This is a genomic window from Gordonia rhizosphera NBRC 16068 (assembly GCF_000298195.1).
GTDB classification, from domain to species: domain Bacteria; phylum Actinomycetota; class Actinomycetes; order Mycobacteriales; family Mycobacteriaceae; genus Gordonia; species Gordonia rhizosphera.
Genome location: NZ_BAHC01000073.1, coordinates 14,713 through 33,907, shown reverse-complemented (window position 1 = coordinate 33,907; position 19,195 = coordinate 14,713). Strand labels below are relative to the sequence as shown.

The 19,195-nt window shown below is 68.0% G+C and carries 15 protein-coding genes and 1 pseudogene; 8 read left to right on the top strand and 8 right to left on the bottom strand.

Annotation, left to right across the window (positions count from 1 at the left end):
* Window positions 1-5 precede the first annotated feature (5 nt).
* Window positions 6-581 carry a hypothetical protein gene (locus tag GORHZ_RS30770; RefSeq protein ID WP_157205117.1) on the top strand — a complete coding sequence of 192 codons (576 nt, stop codon included), beginning with the start codon at window positions 6-8 and terminating at the stop codon, window positions 579-581.
* 57 nt (window positions 582-638) lie between these two features.
* Here GORHZ_RS30770 and treY read toward each other — a convergent pair whose 3' ends face one another.
* The 4 genes from treY to GORHZ_RS08975 form a co-directional block, all read right to left on the bottom strand.
* Window positions 639-2,966: a malto-oligosyltrehalose synthase gene (gene treY, locus GORHZ_RS08990; RefSeq protein WP_006332281.1), complete on the bottom strand. Its 2,328-nt coding sequence runs from the start codon at window positions 2,964-2,966 to the stop codon at window positions 639-641.
* Window positions 2,963-5,443: a glycogen debranching protein GlgX gene (gene glgX / locus GORHZ_RS08985; protein WP_006332280.1), complete on the bottom strand. Its 2,481-nt coding sequence runs from the start codon at window positions 5,441-5,443 to the stop codon at window positions 2,963-2,965. Before glgX ends, treY begins: the two co-directional genes overlap by 4 nt.
* 63 nt (window positions 5,444-5,506) lie before the next feature.
* The gene (locus GORHZ_RS08980; protein ID WP_006332279.1) at window positions 5,507-7,702 is read right to left on the bottom strand and encodes an acyltransferase family protein; all 2,196 of its coding nucleotides are present in this window, start codon (window positions 7,700-7,702) and stop codon (window positions 5,507-5,509) included.
* A gap of 46 nt (window positions 7,703-7,748) precedes the next feature.
* Window positions 7,749-8,339 (bottom strand): TetR/AcrR family transcriptional regulator, encoded by a 591-nt coding sequence (locus tag GORHZ_RS08975; protein WP_006332278.1) that lies wholly within the window; start codon window positions 8,337-8,339, stop codon window positions 7,749-7,751.
* A gap of 120 nt (window positions 8,340-8,459) precedes the next feature.
* On the opposite strand from GORHZ_RS08975, the gene GORHZ_RS08970 reads away from it, so the two are divergent.
* The 7 genes from GORHZ_RS08970 to GORHZ_RS08940 are packed head-to-tail and all read left to right on the top strand — an operon-like array spanning window position 8,460 to window position 14,094.
* On the top strand, window positions 8,460-9,782 hold the full coding sequence (locus GORHZ_RS08970; protein ID WP_040530917.1) for an adenosylmethionine--8-amino-7-oxononanoate transaminase: 1,323 nt from the start codon (window positions 8,460-8,462) through the stop codon (window positions 9,780-9,782).
* Window positions 9,779-10,951, top strand: a complete 1,173-nt coding sequence (locus tag GORHZ_RS08965; protein ID WP_006332276.1) for an 8-amino-7-oxononanoate synthase — start codon at window positions 9,779-9,781, stop codon at window positions 10,949-10,951. The genes GORHZ_RS08970 and GORHZ_RS08965 overlap by 4 nt, the downstream gene beginning before the upstream one ends.
* Complete coding sequence (bioD, locus tag GORHZ_RS08960) at window positions 10,948-11,823, top strand: dethiobiotin synthase (RefSeq protein WP_006332275.1); 876 nt, start codon at window positions 10,948-10,950, stop codon at window positions 11,821-11,823. The genes GORHZ_RS08965 and bioD overlap by 4 nt, the downstream gene beginning before the upstream one ends.
* Window positions 11,820-12,833 (top strand): biotin synthase BioB, encoded by a 1,014-nt coding sequence (bioB, locus tag GORHZ_RS08955; protein WP_006332274.1) that lies wholly within the window; start codon window positions 11,820-11,822, stop codon window positions 12,831-12,833. The genes bioD and bioB overlap by 4 nt, the downstream gene beginning before the upstream one ends.
* A 35-nt stretch (window positions 12,834-12,868) precedes the next feature.
* Window positions 12,869-13,108, top strand: a complete 240-nt coding sequence (gene bsaP / locus GORHZ_RS08950; protein WP_006332273.1) for a biotin synthase auxiliary protein BsaP — start codon at window positions 12,869-12,871, stop codon at window positions 13,106-13,108.
* A complete protein-coding gene (locus GORHZ_RS08945) occupies window positions 13,105-13,791 on the top strand; it encodes a DUF2567 domain-containing protein (RefSeq protein WP_006332272.1) in 687 nt (228 codons plus the stop codon). Before bsaP ends, GORHZ_RS08945 begins: the two co-directional genes overlap by 4 nt.
* A 39-nt stretch (window positions 13,792-13,830) precedes the next feature.
* The gene (locus GORHZ_RS08940) at window positions 13,831-14,094 is read left to right on the top strand and encodes a 2TM domain-containing protein (protein ID WP_006332270.1); all 264 of its coding nucleotides are present in this window, start codon (window positions 13,831-13,833) and stop codon (window positions 14,092-14,094) included.
* Window positions 14,095-14,100: 6 nt separating this feature from the next.
* On the opposite strand, the gene GORHZ_RS08935 is transcribed toward GORHZ_RS08940, so the two are convergent.
* From GORHZ_RS08935 to GORHZ_RS08925, 4 genes and pseudogenes are all read right to left on the bottom strand, one after another.
* Entirely contained in the window at window positions 14,101-14,841 is a 741-nt protein-coding gene (locus tag GORHZ_RS08935) for an NUDIX hydrolase (protein ID WP_006332268.1), read from the bottom strand.
* A gap of 49 nt (window positions 14,842-14,890) precedes the next feature.
* Window positions 14,891-15,154, bottom strand: a complete 264-nt coding sequence (locus GORHZ_RS31235; RefSeq protein ID WP_006332266.1) for a hypothetical protein — start codon at window positions 15,152-15,154, stop codon at window positions 14,891-14,893.
* A gap of 192 nt (window positions 15,155-15,346) precedes the next feature.
* Complete coding sequence (locus tag GORHZ_RS08930; protein ID WP_006332264.1) at window positions 15,347-16,279, bottom strand: enoyl-CoA hydratase/isomerase family protein; 933 nt, start codon at window positions 16,277-16,279, stop codon at window positions 15,347-15,349.
* A gap of 377 nt (window positions 16,280-16,656) precedes the next feature.
* Window positions 16,657-18,031: pseudogene (locus GORHZ_RS08925) on the bottom strand (IS1380 family transposase).
* Window positions 18,032-19,195: the final 1,164 nt, after the last annotated feature.

Genomic DNA, 19,195 nt, shown 5'->3' with positions numbered 1-19,195 from the left:
TCTCGGTGACCATCAGCGCTCGGGGCCTGATGAATGTGGCCGCCGGGACCGTGGCCGTGGCGCTCGTCGTGGGAGTGGCGCTGCTCGGTTGGGGTTACCTCCAGCAACGAGAGCGGCTCGCCGCGTTCGACGACAGCAAGGCGGCCTCCGAACAGTTCGCCATCAAGCTGGTGAGCACGATGAATTCCGACAACGTCGGCAACATGAAGGAACTCCTCGGCCCACTGTCCACCGGCGAGTTCCGCAAGCATCTCGAGCAGGAGCAGGCCGACGGCTCCAAGGCCGTGCAGGACCTGAACGTCAAGGCCACCCCGTCGGTGAAGTCAGTGTCCGTGGAGACCTTCGACGCCGACACCGCCAAGACGAGTGTGCTGATGGAGGTCACCGGCACCAGCACTCTCGCGCCCGACGGTGGCAAGGAGCTGATGCTGATCTGGCTCAACCTCCGCAAGGAGGACGGTCGCTGGCTCGTCGAGAAGCTCGACGGAGCGCAGGCCGGCATCGGCACTCCGCAGGGCGAACAGAACCAGTCACAGGGCCAGTCGGCTCCCGCGGCGCCCTCGACACCGGGCGGTCCCTGAAAACGTCGCGCGTGCTCAGGGACACTGTGTCGATGAAGGCCCGGTGATGTGAGGTCTTCAGGCGTCGCGCGTCAGGATTGCCACGGGACCCGAGTGGCGTAGCTCCGCCAGCGTGGGACTGCCATGGAACACCTCGCCGGTCGCAGCGTCGTGCCAGCGGCCGGCAGGCAGTTCGATCATGGTGGCGGAGGCAAGACCCGTGGTGAGGCTGTGGGTGTACCGGGCGGTCACCACGACCACCCGTGGATCGTCGGCGACCCCACGGACGAACGCGATCACATGGTCGCCCGCGGGACCGTCGGTCTGCAGGGCCGCGTAGGTGCCGGCGGCCCCGAATGCCTCCGCGTGGGCCGCCCGCGTGCGCAGCGCAACCCGGATCAGCGTCGTCTTGGGGTGATCGAGCGAGCGCGCGTAGTCCACCGGCCGCCGATTGTCGGGGTCGACCAGCGAGTCGTCCCACCACTGCGTGCCCTGATAGATGTCGCCCACGCCCGGGCCCAGCAACGCGATCGCCTTGCGGGCCAACGTCTCCGCACGCCAGGCGGGTGCGATCGCGTCGACGAAGGCCGTGATCGCGGCCGCCGTCTGTCCGGTGGTGACATCGTCGATCCAGGCGTCGAGAGCGGCCTCGAACGTCTCGTCCACCTCGGTCCAGGTGGTGCACAGCCCGGCCTCGCGAGCGGCCTTGCGTGCATAGGCGCACAGGCGTGCGCGCAGGTCGTCGTCGACCGCGGTGTCGTCCGGCCAGACCCCGACGATGTTCTGCAGCAGGAAGTAGCCGGTGAGGTCGTCCGGCGGCGGTGTCTGCGCCCAGATCCCGCTCACGAGCATCGACCATCGTTCCGGCACCTGCGTGAGCAGCGCGATCCGGGCCCGCACGTCCTCGCCACGTTTGGTGTCGTGGGTCGACATCGCGGTCATGGCCCACGGCCAGTCGTGCACGCGACGGGCGTTGCGGGTATGGAACTCGTGCAGCGACATAGCCGGATCGGCCGGATCGCCGCCCACCTCCTGCGCTGACACCAGGCGGGCGGTGCGGTAGAACAGGCTGTCCTCGACGCTCTTGGCGGTCACCGCACCACATGTCTGGGCGAGCCGGGAGGTGGCGGCACCGGGGGTCGCGGTCTCGTGGACGACGAGGTCCAGGGCGGCCGACAGTTGCGGAATGCATTGCGCGATCCGGGCGGCGGTGTCGATCAGGCGGGTGCGCAGCGACGGGTAGTCGGCACGGTAGACACCGAGTTCGGCGATGAGTTCGGCGGTCGCCTCGGTGACCGCGGTGACGTCGGCCGACGGGTCGGAGTGGGTGATCGCGCGGACCATCCGGCGATGTTCGCTCGGGAACATCTCCCGCAGGGTGACGAGTTTGCGCTCCCGCTCACCTGCGTGCAACCAGGCCGAATCCCCGGGCCTTCCGGTGACGCGTTCGTGGATCTCACCGAGTTCGACGAGCCCCGTCGGCGCGACGAACACGGCATCGATGATGCGCATCTGCTCGTACCCGGTCGTGCCCTGCACGGGCAGGGTCGGCTCGAGGTCCTCATCGGGGGCGAGAATCTTCTCCACGTAGACGAGCCGCTGCTCGCCGGTGTCGCCGCGCAGACGGCGCAGGTAGGTCTGGGGATCCCAGAGTCCGTCGGGATGGTCGACCCGCACCCCGTCGATCAGATCGGCGTCGACGAGGTCGATGAGCCACCGGTGGGTGGCCTCGTACACCGTCGGGTCCTCCTGCCGCAGACCGGCGAGCTCGTTGACGGTGAAGAAGCGCCGGTACCCGATCAGACCGCTGTTCCAGGCCACCAGCCGATAGTGCTGGCGCTCATGTACCTCGATCGGGGTGCCGGTGATCGCGGTGCCCGGAGCCGTCGGGAACACGTGGTCGTGGTAACGCAGATGTCCGTCGTCGACGACGAGGGGCGACAGGTCACCGTCCGCGGCGAGGACCGGCAACGCGATCTTGCCGTCGGCGCCGTTGTCGGTGGAGAAGTCGACGTCGAACCAGCCGGCGTATCGCGATGTGGAGCCGTACCGGAGCAGATCGGCGAACCACGGATTCTGCAGCGGATCGGCGACCCCGGTGTGGTTGGGGACGATGTCGACGATCAGGCCCAGCCCGAGTTCTCTCGCGGCGCGCCGCAACTCGCGGAGGCCGTCGAGTCCTCCGAGCTCCGGGGACACCTGCGGCGGCGGCACCCAGTCGTAGCCGTGGGTCGACCCCGACACCGCGCGTCCGACCGGCGAGAGGTACAGGTGGCTGACACCCAGCTCGGCGATGCGCTCCAGCACGTCGATCAGGTCGGCGAACGCGAAGTCGGGGGTCAGCTGCACACGGTAGGTGGCGACCGGCGTGCGGAGGCCGCCCACCGGCACCTGCTCGCCGCTCACGCCGTCTTGCGCAGGACCAGGACCGACCGGGCACCGACGGTCACGTCGGTGTCGGTCAGGGCGGTGACATCGCTGTCGCCGGTCGGATGCGTGGTGTCGAGGACGCCGGTCCACTCGTCGCCCAGGGTGGGTGGGAGTCGGAAATCGATGTCGCCGTGGTGTGCGTTGAAGCAGATCAGGAAGCTGTCGTCGGTGATCTTCTCACCACGCTCGTCCTTCTCGCCGATGCCGTGGCCGTTGAGGAAGACCGCCAGGCTCTTGCCGAACCAGTTGTCCCAGTCCTCGGAGGTCATCGCCTCGCCCGCCGGGGTCAGCCACACGATGTCGAGAGCCTGATCGCCCCACCGGATCGGTTTGCCCGCGAAGAACCTGCGCCGACGGAACACCGGATGACGGGTCCGCAACGCGATGGCCTTGCGGGTGAACTCCAGCAGGTCGGAGTTCTTCTCGGCCAGCGCCCAGTCCATCCAGGCCAGTTCCGAATCCTGGCAGTAGACGTTGTTGTTGCCCTGTTGGGTCCGCCCCATCTCGTCCCCGTGTGCCAGCATCGGCGTGCCCTGGGACAGGAACAGGGTGGCGAGGACGTTGCGTTGCTGGCGGGCGCGCAGCTCGAGGATCTCCGGATCGTCGGTCGGACCCTCGACCCCGCAGTTCCAGGACCGGTTGTGGCTCTCCCCGTCGCGGTTGTCCTCACCGTTGGCCATGTTGTGTTTCTCGTTGTAGGACACCAGGTCCCGCAGTGTGAAACCGTCATGGGCGATGACGAAGTTGATACTCGCCAGGGGCCGGCGGCCGGTGGCCTCGTAGAGATCCGAAGACCCGGTCAGCCGGGACGCGAACTCGCCCAGTGTGGACGGCTCACCTCGCCAGTAGTCACGGACGGTGTCGCGGTACTTGCCGTTCCACTCTGTCCACAGTGGCGGGAAGTTGCCGACCTGATACCCGCCCTCGCCGACGTCCCAGGGCTCGGCGATGAGCTTGACCTGGCTGACGACCGGGTCCTGCTGCACCAGATCGAAGAATGCGGACAGTCGGTCCACGTCATGGAGTTCGCGAGCGAGTGTGGAGGCGAGGTCGAAGCGGAAGCCGTCGACGTGCATTTCCGTCACCCAGTAGCGCAGCGAATCCATGATCAGCTGCAGGGTGTGCGGGTGTCGGCCGTTGAGGCTGTTGCCGGTACCCGTGTAGTCCATGTACATCTCGGGGTTGCCGTCGACGACCCGGTAATAGGCGGTGTTGTCGATACCGCGGAAGCAGATCGTCGGCCCGAGATGGTTGCCCTCGGCCGTGTGGTTGTAGACGACGTCGAGGATGACCTCGATGTCGGCGCGGTGGAATGCGCGCACCATCGCCTTGAACTCGGTCACCGCGCTGGCCGGTTGATCGGGCTTGGAGGCGTACTCCGAGTGCGGGGCGAGGAAGCCGTAGCTGTTGTAGCCCCAGTAGTTACGCAGTCCCTGGTCGCGCAGCACGAAATCCTGCATGAACTGATGGACGGGCATCAGCTCGATCGCGGTCACTCCCAGCGATTTCAGATAGTCGATGATGACCGGGTGGGCGAGCCCCGCATAGGTGCCGCGCAGGTGCTCCGGCACGTCGGGGTGCGTGGCCGTCATGCCCTTGACGTGGGCCTCGTAGATCACCGTCTTGTGATATGGACGACGCGGCTGCCGGTCGTTCTGCCAGTCGAAGTACGGATTGATGACCACCGAGAGCACGGTGTGGCCGAGCGAGTCGAGGTGCGGCATGTTTTCGGGGTGCGGCGGCGTGAGGGGAAGATCCACGACCGGCCCGGCCGGCACAGCCTCGACGGCGTTCGCCGCCACCGACGCGGTCTCCGTTGCGGTCGTCGTGACTCCCACGGCCGACCCCCCGGCCGTCGTGGGTGCCACCACCGACGATGCGGTGCCCGTTTCCGGCGGCGTGTGGATGACCGCTGACTCCTTCTCCGCTGCCTCCTCCTCGGCCGGGTCGTCGACGGCCATCGGGTAGGAGAAGAGTGACGGGTCGCCGTCGAAATCCCCGTGGAAGGCCTTGCCGTAGGGGTCGAGGAGCAGTTTGCTGGGATCGCAGCGCAGACCGCGGGACGGGTCATACGGGCCGTGTACGCGGTAGCCGTAATACTGACCCGGCCCGATATTCGGCAGGTAACAGTGCCAGCAGTGGCCGTCGACCTCCTCGAGGCGGATGCGCCGCTCGGTACCGGCGCCGTCGATCAGGCACAGATCGACGGCGGTGGCCACCTCGGAGAACAACGAGAAGTTTGTTCCCACACCGTCATACGTCGCGCCCAGCGGGTATGGGTTGCCCGGCCACACGACGAACGGCGTGCGGTCGGGCGGTGGTGCGGTGATGTCGGTGGGAACGGGCACATCGGTGGGAATGGGGACGTCGGTCGCTCCTACAGGCTGCACCGTGACCGGATCTCCGGCGATTACGGCCGGCGACGACGTCGCCTTTTCCTTCGGCGATTCCATGTGATGACACTAGCGGTGAACCGCGCTGCCTTCATCTCGGAGAGACCTTCTCGAGATGTGGCGTCAGCTACTCGGCGGACCCGTCCACGGCACGGCCAGCGCCATCTGTCGGCCGAGCTCGTCGGTCAGGCTGCGGACATAGGTGGCGCTGAGGTGGTGCCAGTCCTTGTAGACGATGACATTGCCGACGATCGCCGGGCACAGCGTGGCCGTGCAGATCCCGTCGGACATGTCGAGCGGATGGAAATCCGGACGTGTCGTGGCCAGGGCCTGCGCCGGGTCGGTCGGGGCCAGCACCAGCGCGCGAGGCGAGCCGCAGCTCTCGGCGGTGCCGCCGTCGGCCAGGCAGGTCGGGGTGTCGATGAGGCCCTTGCGGTTCTTCGGCCACGGAGTGTCGCGGATGCCGAAGACGGCGATCCCGGCGTCGATGAACTCGTCGAAGATCGGCGTGTAGGTCGGGGGCACCCAGTCACCCGGCTCATCGTCGCGCGGGCGGGTGGAGTTGGTGAACACGGCGTCGGGTTTGTCGGCGATCACCTTTTCCTTGACCCGCATGACCCAGTCGTGGCATTGCGGGTACGGTACGCCCTGCTGCTTGGGCACCAGCTCGGTCGACATCGGGCACCCCATCTTCAGATAGGTGGTGACCCGGAAGTGGTTGCGCAATCCCAGGGTGTTCAGCGCGCTGATCCACATCTCCGCGTGCGATCCACCGATGAGGGCGATCGTGCGGGTCGCGTCGGGGTCCCCGTAGACGCCGACGTGGATGGCGGGGTCGGTGAAGTCGCTCATGTAGCCGTCGGTGGAGGTCTCCGGGAAGTCCTGCAGGACCATCAGCGGTGTCGGCTGCGGGTCCAGGGCCGGCACGGGGGCGCCGTCGAGCAGGGCGCGGGCTCCGGGGTAGAGGCGCGGATCGAGGTTCGTGGTGTCCACCACGATGTTGCCGACGTGCCGATCCCACAGTTTGATACCGACACCGGTCGCCAGCGTCGCCACGACCAGCACCGTCGTCATCACCGACACGTAGCCGAGCCGGCGCGCATGCCCGTCGCGGGTACCGCGGGCGTGTTTCGGGCGGCTCCCGCCGCGCAGCGGATCCTCGATGTAGAGCTTGGTCAGCCACGCCAGGGCCAGCGACGCCGCGATGAGCGCGACGCCCTCGACCACCGAGGCGTGGTTCTTACCGCGCCAGGTCAGATAGAAGATCAGCAGCGGCCAGTGCCACAGGTACAGCGAGTAGGCGATGGTGCCCAGCCACACCGGGGCGGCCGACGCCAGCGCCCGGTTGACCGCGGGCAGCGACTGCGGATCGTCGTGACCGGGACGGGGCTTCTGCAGGGCGGTGGCCCCGGCCCAGATGATCACCACCGTCGACAGCACCGGCACGAGCGCCTTGGGGCCCGGGTAGGACGCCACCCCGTCGATCCACCATCCGCAGGTGATGATCAACCCCAGGGCGACCAAGGCGAGGGTGTTGCGTATCCATCGCGGCACCCGCCAGGTCGGCAGCCAGATGGCGAGCAGGCCTCCGACAAGCGGTTCCCACAGCCGGGCCAGCGTGTCGTAGTAATTGAACTCCTGATTGACCGACATCCGCATGTGCGCCCAGTAGAACGACACCGCGGCCAGCCCCAGCACCCCGGTCGCGACGACGACGCGAACCGTGCGGGGATCGCCGGCGGCGGGGACGACGCGGGCGATGAGCCGGATCATCGCGGTGACGATCAGCGCGATCAGGAGCATGCCGAGGAAGAACTGACCCTGCACCGACATCGACCAGATGTGCTGCAACGGGCTGTTCGCCGAACTTGCGGCCAGGTAGTCCTGCGAATTGAAGGCCAGATGCCAGTTCTGGTAGTACAGCGCGCTCGCGATCAGTTCGTTGCCGATGTTGAGCCACCGTGTCTGTGGCATCACGACCACGGTGAGGGCGGCGACCGCGAGGAGCACCGTGAACAGCGCCGGGAGCAACCGGCGCAGCAGTCGTTTGAGCCGGGGCCACGGGTCGATGGTGTCCCGCAGGGTCACGTGCGGGGCCTGACTGTGGATGGCGTGGCGCAGCAGGGAGCCGATGAAGAAGTAGCCCGACAGGGTCAGGAACACGTCGACGCCGCCGGAGACCCGGCCGAACCAGATGTGGAAGCATGCGACGAGCGTGATGGCGATGCCGCGTAGACCGTCGAGGTCGGTGCGGTAGGGAGGCACGGTGCTCGGCGCCGGTCGTAACGCGGCGGGAACGGTGTGGGTCGGGGCTGCCACGGGCTCGGTGGGTCTTCCTGTCTCGAGGCGTCTGTCGCGATGAAATCTACCCCGGGTCGGTCATGGCACCGGTCGCGGTGACTCGGCGCGCCCGCATCCGGGCCCCGTCGAGGATCACGTTGAGCCCGTCGGTGAACTCGGCGGTGAAGTCTCGTCCCGACGGGCCGGTCACCTGCAGTCGTTCCATCTGGGCGCGGGTCTGCTCCTCGATGGTGAGGCCGATGACGAGCTGGCAGATCGCCGTCGCGACGGCCGAGGCGTCGCGCTCGCCGAGCCCGCCACCGCGTGCGGCGTCGGCGATCTCGTCGGCGATCGTCTTGGGCGACAGCCCGCTGGCCCAGCTCGACGACACGACCTCGGCGCTGTCGGGCACATCGAGTAACGCCCCGCGCATCCCGGCCGCGAGGTGGGCCAGCCGGTCGTCCCAGTCCAGAGCGTCCGGAGGTGCGCCCACCGAGCTGAGGATCTCGTCCGACAGGGCGGCCAGCAGAGTCTGCTTGTTCGGGAAATGCCAGTACAGCGCATTTGGCCGGACCCCGAGGTCGGCCGCGAGCCGTCGCATGGAGAGGTCGGCGAGGCTGTGCTCGGTGAGGATGTCGCGGGCCGCCCGCAGGACGTCGGCTCGGGTGTTGCTCACGACGCCAGCGTAGACGGCCCCGATCGGCGGCGGGGATCCGGTCCTGTACAGCGTCCAGGATTGCCCTGTACAGTGTTCAGGACTTCACCCGACGACGCCCCGAGACGAAGGACTGCCATCGTGGACGACGCCACCATCAGTCGGATCGACGCCGAGCACATCTGGCATCCCTACAGTGCGATGCGACCGGCTCGCGACCGGGCCGAGTCCGGATCGTCGCCGCTGGTGGTGCGCGGGGCCGAGGGGGTGCGGATCGAACTCGGCGATGGACGCCGCGTCGTCGACGGGATGAGTTCGTGGTGGGCCGCCATCCACGGCTACCGCCACCCGATTCTCGACGCCGCGGCCTGCGCGCAACTAGGTTCGATGTCGCACGTGATGTTCGGCGGACTGACCCACGAGCCGGCGGCCAGGCTCGCGCAGCTGCTCGTGGGGTTGACCCCGGAACCGCTGGAGAAGGTGTTCTTCTCCGACTCGGGATCGGTGTCGGTGGAGGTCGCGGTGAAGATGGCCCTGCAGTACTGGCGCAGCCGCGGCGAGACCGCGCGCACCCGGCTGCTGACCTGGCGCGGCGGCTATCACGGCGACACGTTCACCCCGATGAGTGTCTGCGACCCCGACGGCGGCATGCATTCGATGTGGACCGACGTCCTCACCGAGCAGGTCTTCGTGCCGGCGCCGCCGGCCGAGCTCGACCCCGACTACGTCGCCTCGCTCGAGGCCTCGGTCCGCGAACACCGTGACCGGCTCGCCGCGGTCATCGTGGAACCGGTCGTGCAGGGTGCCGGCGGGATGCGCTTCCATGACCCGCGCTACCTCACCGAACTGCGCCGCATCTGCGACGACGCCGGTGTGCTGCTGATCTTCGACGAGATCGCCACCGGTTTCGGTCGCACCGGTGAGCTCTTCGCCGCCGACCACGTCGGCGTCGCGCCGGACATCATGTGTGTCGGCAAGGCCCTGACCGGCGGTTATCTGAGCCTGGCGGCCACCCTGTGCACGACCGAGATCGCCGAGGTGATCAGCCGCGGCGAGGCGGGCGGCCTCGCGCACGGTCCCACCTTCATGGCCAACCCGCTCGCCTGCGCAGTCGCCGTCGCCTCGATCGAGCTGCTGCTCGACTCGCCGTGGCGCGAGCGGGTGACGCGGATCGAGCAGGGGCTGCGCCGCGGCCTCGCCGACCTCGACGATCGTCGCGGCGTGGTCGACGTCCGCGTCCGTGGAGCCATCGGCGTGGTTCAACTCGACCGGCCCGTCGACGTCGCGGTGGCCACGGCCGCCGCCGTCGAGGCCGGCGTGTGGCTGCGGCCGTTCCGGGACCTCATCTATGTGATGCCGCCGTTCGTGTGTACCGATGAGGACATCGAGACGATCGTCGGCGGCGTGCGGGCGGCGGCTACCGCCTGTCTGTCCGCGAACCAGCTGACGGGAGCGACACGATGACCACACTGCACCCGATCTCCGCGCCGGTCGGCACGGACGACGCGTTGGCCTGGCTCAACGACGAGGCGGTCGCACTCCGCGAGCTCGGGCTGCACCGTGACCCGGTCGTCCGGCGACCCGAGGCCACGACCGTCAACCTGGCCTCCAACGACTACCTCGGTCTGTCGACACACTCGGCAGTGATGACCGGGGCACAGGCAGCGGTGGAGGCCTGGGGTACGGGCTCGACCGGGTCGCGTCTGGTCACCGGCACCACTGTGGCGCACATCGACCTCGAAGACGACCTCGCCGACTTCCTCGGGTTCCCCGCCGCCCTGGCGTTCTCGTCGGGGTATCTGGCCAATGTCGGGGCGATCACCGCGCTCGCGGGCCGCGGTGACCTGATCGTCAGCGACACCGGCACCCATGCCTCGCTCATCGACGGATGCCGTCTCTCCCGCGCCCGGGTCGTCGTGGTCGAGCGGGGCGATCACGCCGCGGTCCGCAACGCCCTGCGTGAGCGCACCGAGGAGCGGGCGCTGGTGGTCACCGACTCGGTCTACAGCATCGACGGTGAACCGGCGCCGATCGCGGAACTGTACGCGGCGGCCCGCGACCACCGCGCGGCGCTGCTGGTCGACGAGGCCCACGCATTGGGCGTCCGTGGTCCGGGCGGTCGCGGTCTGGTCGCCGAACTGGGATTGTCGGGTGCACCGGACCTGGTCGTCACCACCGTGTTGTCGAAATCGCTCGGTGCGCAGGGCGGGGTCGTGCTGGGACCGCCGGTGCTGCGCTCACACCTCATCGACCGGGCGCGCACCTTCATCTTCGACACCGGTCTCAATCCGGCCGCGGTCGGCGCCGCCCACGCCGCGCTCGGTCTGCTGCGCGCCGACCCGTCTCTGCCGCAACGCCTCCGCGACAACGCGCATCGGCTGGCCGCCGCGGTGGGGGCGCCCGCGCCTGCGGCCGCGGTCATCTCGAAGATCGTCGGGGAACCGCAGCCGGCCGTGGCCGCTGCGGCCGACTGCCGCGAGCACGGCGTCTTCGTCGGCTGCTTCCGCCCGCCCTCGGTACCGGCGGGCACGTCTCGCCTGCGACTGACCGTGCGCGCCGACCTCGACATCGCGACCGTCGACCACGTCGCCGACATCATCAACGCCTCGCTGCGCCGGGTGGGTGTGCGATGAGCCGCCACCCGGGACGGGTCCTCGCGGTCACCGGCACGTCCACCGACGTCGGCAAGACCATCGTCACCGCCGCCCTCGTCGCCGCGGCACGCGATGCCGGCCGGTCGGCCGCGGTGTGCAAACCGGCGCAGACCGGGGTCGGTCCGGGTGAGCCCGGCGATCTCGCCGTCGTCGAAGCGCTCGCCGGGCCCGTCGACACTGCCGAGTGCGCCCGGTATCCCGAGCCGCTGGCCCCCGACACCGCCGCGCGCCGTGCCGGCATGGCCGCCGTCGACCTGCCCACCATCACCTCCGCGGTGCACGGCCTCGCCGCCCGACATGACATCACCTTTGTCGAGGGCGCCGGCGGGATCCTGGTCCGGCTCGCCGACGACCTCACGCTGCTCGACGTGGCACGGGCAACGGATGCGGCCACGGTCGTCGTCGTCCCGGCCGGCCTCGGCGCCCTCAACCATGCCGAACTCACCGTCGCGGCGATCCGCGCCGCCGGTGTGCGCCCCGCCGGCCTGATCATCGGCGCCTGGCCCACCGCCCCCGATCTGGCGATGACCTGCAACCGCACCGACCTGCCACGCGTCACCGGACTCCCTGTCGTCGGGGTCATCCCTGCCGGCGCCGGTGCGCTCGCGCCCGACGTATTCCGTCGCTGCGCACCGTCCTGGATCGACCCGGAGTGGCTCCGCCGCGAATGCACACCCACCACCGCCCCGCCGACGGCAACCAAATTCCCGCCGACAGCAACCAAATTCCCGCCGACGGCAACCGAAATCCCGCCGACAGCAACCGAAATCCCGCCGACAGCAACCGAAATCCCGCCGACAGCAACCGAATCCGTCCGCATCGGACAGTCCACACAAGGAGTTCTCTCGTGACCCAGGCCCCCGCCACGACCGACATCCTCGATATCGCCCGCTCGCAAGTCCTCGACCGCGGCGAGGCCCTCGACCGTGAGCAGGTGCTCGAGGTGCTGCGACTGCCCGATGACCGGCTCACCGAGCTGCTGCAGCTCGCGCACGACGTGCGGATGCGCTGGTGCGGCCCCGAGGTCGAGGTCGAGGGCATCATCTCGCTCAAGACCGGCGGATGCCCCGAGGACTGCCACTTCTGCTCGCAGTCCGGACTGTTCGCCTCCCCGGTACGCAGCGCGTGGATCGACATCCCGTCGCTCGTCGAGGCGGCCAAGCAGACCGCCAAGACCGGTGCCACCGAGTTCTGTATCGTCGCCGCTGTCCGCGGCCCGGACAAGCGGCTGATGAGCCAGGTCGCCGCAGGTGTCGAGGCGATCCGCAACGAGGTCGACATCCAGGTCGCCTGCAGCCTCGGCATGCTCACCCAGGAGCAGGTCGACCAGCTGCGCGACATGGGCGTGCACCGCTACAACCACAACCTGGAGACCGCCCGCAGCCACTTCCCGAACGTGGTCACCACCCACACCTGGGAAGAGCGCTGGGACACCCTGCGCATGGTGCGCGAGGCCGGCATGGAGGTCTGCTGCGGCGGCATCCTCGGCATGGGGGAGACCCTCGAGCAGCGGGCCGAATTCGCCGCGGACCTCGCGGCCCTCGACCCCGACGAGGTTCCGCTGAACTTCCTCAACCCGCGCCCGGGCACCCCGTTCGGTGACCTCGACGTGCTGCCCGCGTCCGAAGCGCTCAAGGCCGTCGCGGCATTCCGTCTGGCGCTGCCGCGCACCATCCTGCGCTTCGCGGGTGGCCGCGAGATCACCCTGGGCGACCTCGGTGCCAAGCAGGGCATCCTGGGCGGCATCAACGCCGTCATCGTCGGCAACTACCTGACCACGCTGGGTCGCCCCGCCGAGGACGACCTCGACCTGCTGGCCGATCTGTCGATGCCGATCAAGGCACTCAACGACAGCATCTGATCCCGACATCTAGTCTCGACGAGGTGAGCTACTCGATGACGACACCGATTCCGGGTCCGTTGGCGCAGCCGATGCGGTTCGGCGTGTACACCGGCCTCGAACTCGAGTTGCAGTCTCCCGACGCGGTGCCGACCGCCGCGCGGATGGGGCTGGAACCGCCGCGGTTCTGCGGCCAGTGCGGCCGGCGGATGGTCGTCCAGGTACGGCCCGACGGCTGGGATGCCCGTTGCTCGCGTCACGGCACGGTCGACTCGGCCGAACTGGGGCAACGATGACCCTCCCACCGACGGTGGGAACCCCTGAGACGACCGGACCGACGACGGATCGGGGGTCGGTCGCCCGGCCGCCCGCCGGCCCGTTCGTCGCCGTCGTCGGTGCGGTGATCCTGCTCGGTGCGGTCGTGGGTGCGGTCTGGGCCGCGATCACCCCGGCGATGTCCGGCCGAGTGACCGGCGACGACTCGGCGGTCATCCCCGCCGACCAGTTCCCCGAGGAGTACGCCGGCGTCGCGACCTTCGCCCTGCTGGCGTTCGCTTACGGGGTGATCGCCGTGGTGATCACCTGGATGGTGTGTCGCCGGCAGCGCGGTCCGTTCGGCTTCGTGGCCGTCGCGGTCGCGACGGGCCTGGGCTCCCTGCTGGGTGCCCTGGTGGGAACCTGGATCGCGGACGCGCGATTCGCCGATCCGCGGTCGACGCCGATCGGCGCCACCTTCGAGATGGTGCCCGACCTCTGGCTCGACGGCGCCGTCCGCGGCGGAACCGGGGGCGAATGGGTCCTCTTCGTATGTGCGCCGCTGGCCGCGGCGCTGGCCTACCTCGGATTGGCACTCGCGTCCCGGACCGCCGACCTCGGTGTCGGCGACCTCGGCGGGGACCTCGGCGGGGAGCAGCCGCCGAATATCCCGGCACCGACGCAGATTGCCGGACCCGACACGGCCCGACCAGGTGGCGCGTAAACTAGGTGCCGTTCGAGACCGCCGGTCGAAAGCGACGAGATGACCGATGCAGAGCGACGCGAGGCAATAGAACGAATACGGGCGAGACGCGGCTTCTGGGTGCACCTGACCGTCTACCTGGTCGTGAACGCCGGCCTGGTGTTGATTTGGTACCTCGGTTCCGGCGGATACTTCTGGCCGGTGTGGCCGCTGCTGGGCTGGGGAATCGGTCTCGCCGCGCACGGTTTCGGGGTGTTCGTCGGAGTGTCGCCGCCGAGCGAGGAGCGGATCCAGCGCGAGATCGATCGCGGTCGCCGATCCTGATCGAGATCACATCGGCGGGCGCAGCGTCGCGAATTCGTCGGTGACACGCAGCGACGACTCCGCGAACGCATAAAGGGCGGGCGGACGTCCCCCGGATCGGCCCGTCTTGCCGACCGTGCCGGTGGCCACCACGACGGCGCGCCGGCTCAGGATACGCAGCAGGTTCGTCGTATCGACCGGATAACCCAAAGCGGCGCAATAAATCTCGGACAGCTGCGACATCGGGAACCGCGCCGGCGCGAGCGCAAAGGCGATGTTGGTGTAGGAGAGTTTGGCCGCCAAGCGGTGTCGGGCCTTGGCGACGATGTCGCCGTGGTCGAACGCGAGCTGCGGCAGCGCGTCGACCGGATGCCACGCCGCGGTGTCCGGCAGTGCATTGGCCGCGTCGCTGCGTATCAGCCCGAGGTAGGTTGACGCGATCGTCCGGACGTCGGGTACCCGATCCGGAGCCGAGAACACCGACAATTGTTCGAGGTGTGCCAGGTTGTCGACGTCGAGTTTCTCGGCCAGCAGACGACGCCCGCTCGCCTCGAGTGTCTCGTCGGGCACGACGTTGCCCCCTGGAAGGTGCCACCGGTCTGCGTCGCCGCCGTCCAGCAGCACGCAGAGTGCGGGCGCCGCGTCGGGTTCCCGGGCCTCGAGTTCGCGGATCTGGAAAACCGCGGTCAGAACCTCGACGCGCACCTCGGAGTGGGCCCCGTCGGATGCCGATGCGTTGGAGTCGGCGGCAGACGGAGACGTGGACATGGCGTTGATTCTATGGGTGGTACGGCGGACGTCCGCGACGGCGCACCCGTCAGAACGGCGGTGGGTTCTCGACGTTCCACCGCTCTTCGGCGCGTCGTGCGGCCCGCTTGATCGTTCCGGCGTGGCAGGCGCGGATGTCGTCGATGCGCGCTCGGGAGAGGCTGTCAGGATCGGCGGGTGGTGGTCTGAGGCCTGTGAACAGGTCGTGGCCGGTGTAGGCGTTCCCGAGGTACATGTGACCGGTCGGGGACTGGAAGAACACCGTGCCGAGTTCATCCTGGTAATCGCGCCAGCCCGTGCCAAACGTTTTCATCCGATGATGCCAGCGAATTGCTGAAGTACGTTCTAGGGGAAGCTCTTAGCTGCATGAACGGCTGTCGGCGATGCGCGAAGGACACTTCGTTTCCAAGTTCAATCTCAGTAACGCGAACATCTCCGATGCGCATTTAGGGGATTAACTGCTGTTCGTGTTGTTACGTGCAATAAGCGGGAAGCTGGCTTGCGATCAGACGAACCTTCCGCGCTCTATGACGGCCGCGCGGATGTCGGGGTTGGCGATCGGCACGTCGCCGAGTTCGTTAGTGCGGTCGACGTATGCGCGCTGGGCTTCGATCGAATCCGGCGTGCTTATGGCAGCGAGGAATTCTCCAGCCTCTAGGCGCAGTCCGTCCTCGAGCGGTAGCGAGCCACCGAAGCGAACCGCGCGCTTGACGGCGCCGATGCCGGTCTTCGGCCGTCGACCCAATCGGCTCGCGTGTTCCACGGCTTCCTCGAGTAGACGTTCGGGAGCTACGACGCGGTCCACAAGGCCGTACGCGAGCGCGTCCGCCGGGGTCTTCGGGGTGCCTTCAAGGCACATGTGGAGGGCCCTGCCTGCACCGAGCAGCCGGGTTAGGCGCTGGGTCCCGCCGCCGCCGGGCGGGAATCCGAGGAAGATTTCCGGTTGCGCGATGCTGTACGGGCCGTCGGCCATGAACCGGTAGTCGCAGGCGAGGGCGAGCTCGCACCCGCCGCCACCGGTGTCACCGTTCAGCGCCGCTACCCAGACGGCGGAGCACGACTCGATGGCGAGCAGAGTCTGCGTGAAAGTCTCCAGGGCGATAGCTCCTATGAACGGGCCGCGCATCAGGAGCTTGGCGGCGCCGGGCACACGCAGCGCCGCCCCTGTCGCCCGCAGTCCGGCACGCAACATCTGCTTCGACAAGCGCGGCGCCTGTTCGGCGCCCGAAAGGATCTCTGCGACGTTGAAGTGGGCGACGAAACGAGTCGGGTGGTCTCCCGTCAGCACCACCGCGCCGACATCGGAGTCCGCATCAGCGCGGCGCGCGAGCGCGAGCAGACCCACGACGATCTCGCCGTCCATCAGGGCGGTCGGCGGATTGGACAGGGTAGCGATCAAGACATTGCCGCGTTGCTCGACCGCGACGGATCCGGTCATGGTTCAGCCTTTCAGGCAGAGAGAAGTCAGCTCCCGGTGAGGCGCCTCTTCGAGAAAGACAGCATCGCCGACGGCCTCGAAAGCATGCGTCCGACTTGCGAGTCACATTGTCTCAGGTGCGCTTCCGAGAGGCACGGATTCGCAATTTATTCCTGTATCACGGGTAGGGCGTCGGTTCGAACCGTCCTGTTCTTGTGTTGACAGCGATTGGCTGAAGTACGTTTTAACCTCGATCCACCGATCGGCTTTCTGGAGTGTCGTGAAAGGTGTTGAGCACGTTCGGGCCGGCGGCGGGCGTGCGGGAGTCGCCGATCTCTGATTTCGGCATGTTTCACTGGATTTCGGGTTCAGGGCTGGTGAGCCGGGCGGGTTAGGGGTCAGGCTGGCTCGTGTCGGCCGATCGTGCTGCAGAACAACAGGTTCCACTCGTGTTCCCAGGGCCACCTGGCCGGTAGGTGCATCGTGACGCGTCGGGCCGAGGACGCGATACGGGCCGGTATGCAGATCAAGGTGCGGCGGATCGTGGACGTGGTGGCCTTGGCCAGGCGTTGCCCGCCGAGGGTTGCCGCAGCTCGGGTGAGGTTGAACGCGATGACCGCACAGACCAGCCAGGCGGCGTTCGCGCAGAACTTCCCTGATGGCAGATGCGCGAGCGCGGAGCCTTTCAGGTCGGCGTGGACCTGTTCGATGATCGCGTGTCCGCGATGCGTCGTGTCGGCGGTGACGGTGTCGAGGTTGCTGGTGGTGAAGAACGCATGGAACCGCCACACCTCGAACAATCCGTCCCCGTCGGGCTGAAAGTCGGGGATGCGGCGCACCACCAGCCGCCCGGGAATCTGCAGAGCTTTGGCTTTGGAGGTGAACGCGGTGAACTCGATCTCGGCGACCTCGAACGCGACACCCACCGCCCGCTGTCCTCGTCGAAGACGGCATCGGTGTACTCGATCGCCGTCCAGGCATCGTCGGCGATCACGCTGATCGCCGCGCGCACGTGCGAATCCTGACGGAGGGTGACCGACACCTGGGCGCCGGCACGGATCGCGGTGGAGATGGCACGGTGGCCATAGAACGCCGAGTCCGCGCGCAGCAACACCGCGCCGGAGGCGTCCGCGGAGCGCAGCCGGCGCAGGGTGGCCAGGGTGTCGCCGATGAGCCGGTGTGCCCCGCGCGCGGAATTACAGGTTCCTTTGCGCAGACGCTGCGCGGCGATCACCGGTGCACCTGCGCGGTGGTGATGGTGGTGATCGCCGAGTTCAGGCCGCGGACCCGGGTGTAGCCGAACCCGGCGCCCTGTTTGGCCGGGCCGTGCACTTCGATGATCGAGTCGTCGATGTCGACCATCACCGGCCCGTCGATCCCGGCCAGGACCGGGGTCCGGGCATGCAGCCCTGACAACAGGCGAGCGGCGATCGCATCGAGCTGGCGGACATGCCCGAAGGAGAACTCCCGCAGAAACGACCCCAACGTCGACGGGGCATACGGGTGATCGAACACCCGGCCCATCGCCCCGTGTCGCAACACCGCCATGTCATCGATGCTGTCCGCGCCGGCGACCATCCCCGCGACCAGCGAGAACACCTTCCGATCCGGATTCGAACCCCTCTCGGTCGGCACCGCCAGATGCTCGTGGGCCAGCTCCGAGATCCCACACTGCTCCGCCAGGCTCATCACCGGTACCAACCCGGCCGCGCCGAGCAGATTCGGGTCATCACAGGATGCAGACCTGACCGGATGACTGTGAGACAATCGCATCTACGAGATGCCCTTCTGAGCGTGCGGATGGAACCCTAGAGAAGTCCCATTCTGTCACTCAGACAGGGCATTTCGTCTCCCGCACCGCCCGCTTCCACGCAAATCGGTGGATCGAGGCTTAGATCCACGTCACCGACACGCAGCGCGGCAGCCTCACCGAACCGCAAGCCGCAGTAGCCGAGCATGAGCACAACGTCCGAAATTGTCCCGACGCGACTGCGAGCCGATGCAGCTGCTCATGGGTAGGTAGTGCTGCTCGACCTCGTGCCTGCGCGGAAGCTCGATGCCGTAGGCCGGGTTGGAGGGCAGATGTGAGATACCGCTCGGCTCCACCAGTGACGACGCAACCGAGACCCCTGCGGCGCGAGAGACATACTCCGATATGAACCTCGGCGCCGGACTGGGCGCGGAGCTAGCCGGAGCGCCCGAGTTGCTGCGGCAATACGACGACGCCGAACATGCCGATCCACTTCGGCGTGCCGTCGTGGGGTGGTCATCGACTGGGCGCGCGTGGGCCGCCCCGATCCGATCTCCGAAACTGCCCTGATCGCGATAGCCAAAGAGGCGCCTTCGCGCACTGGCCCTACCTCGACACCGACGACGCCGCGATTCGCTCCGCAGTGGCCACCGCGGACTCCGCTCACTGGACTTGGGCGTGTGGCCGTTGACCGAGATCCACACCCTGTTGGGGCGACGGGGTTTGGTGGTGTCGTCGCGAACGCTGAATCGTTACGCCACAACCGAATTGGACTTCGGTCGCCGCCAGGCCACGGTGCCGGTAGCCGACTGTGAGCCGGGCGGTAAGGTGCAAGCCGACTTCGGCCCACAGAGGACGCGAAAACAGCCACGCCAAAATGCCAGTTCGAGGATGCCGCGTGCGTCCAGGGTGTTTAACTTGGACGGTCGGACTGCGAAAGCTCCGGCTGCGAAGGACCGATCATGGAGGCGCAACGGCCCCTTCCCGCATACGAGCGAGACGGGGGCAGTACTACGACGCAACTTGGATGGCGGGCTCAATGGGTGGTCTACAAAGCTCTGACCTAGCGCTGGTCGGTCTGGGAATCCTCGCGAACCAGCCACCAAGCACGCTTCAACCGCCGTTGTGCGACGGCATCCATCTACGTTGGGGGTTTGGCCCTGACCTCGGGTTTCCCTGGTACGGCT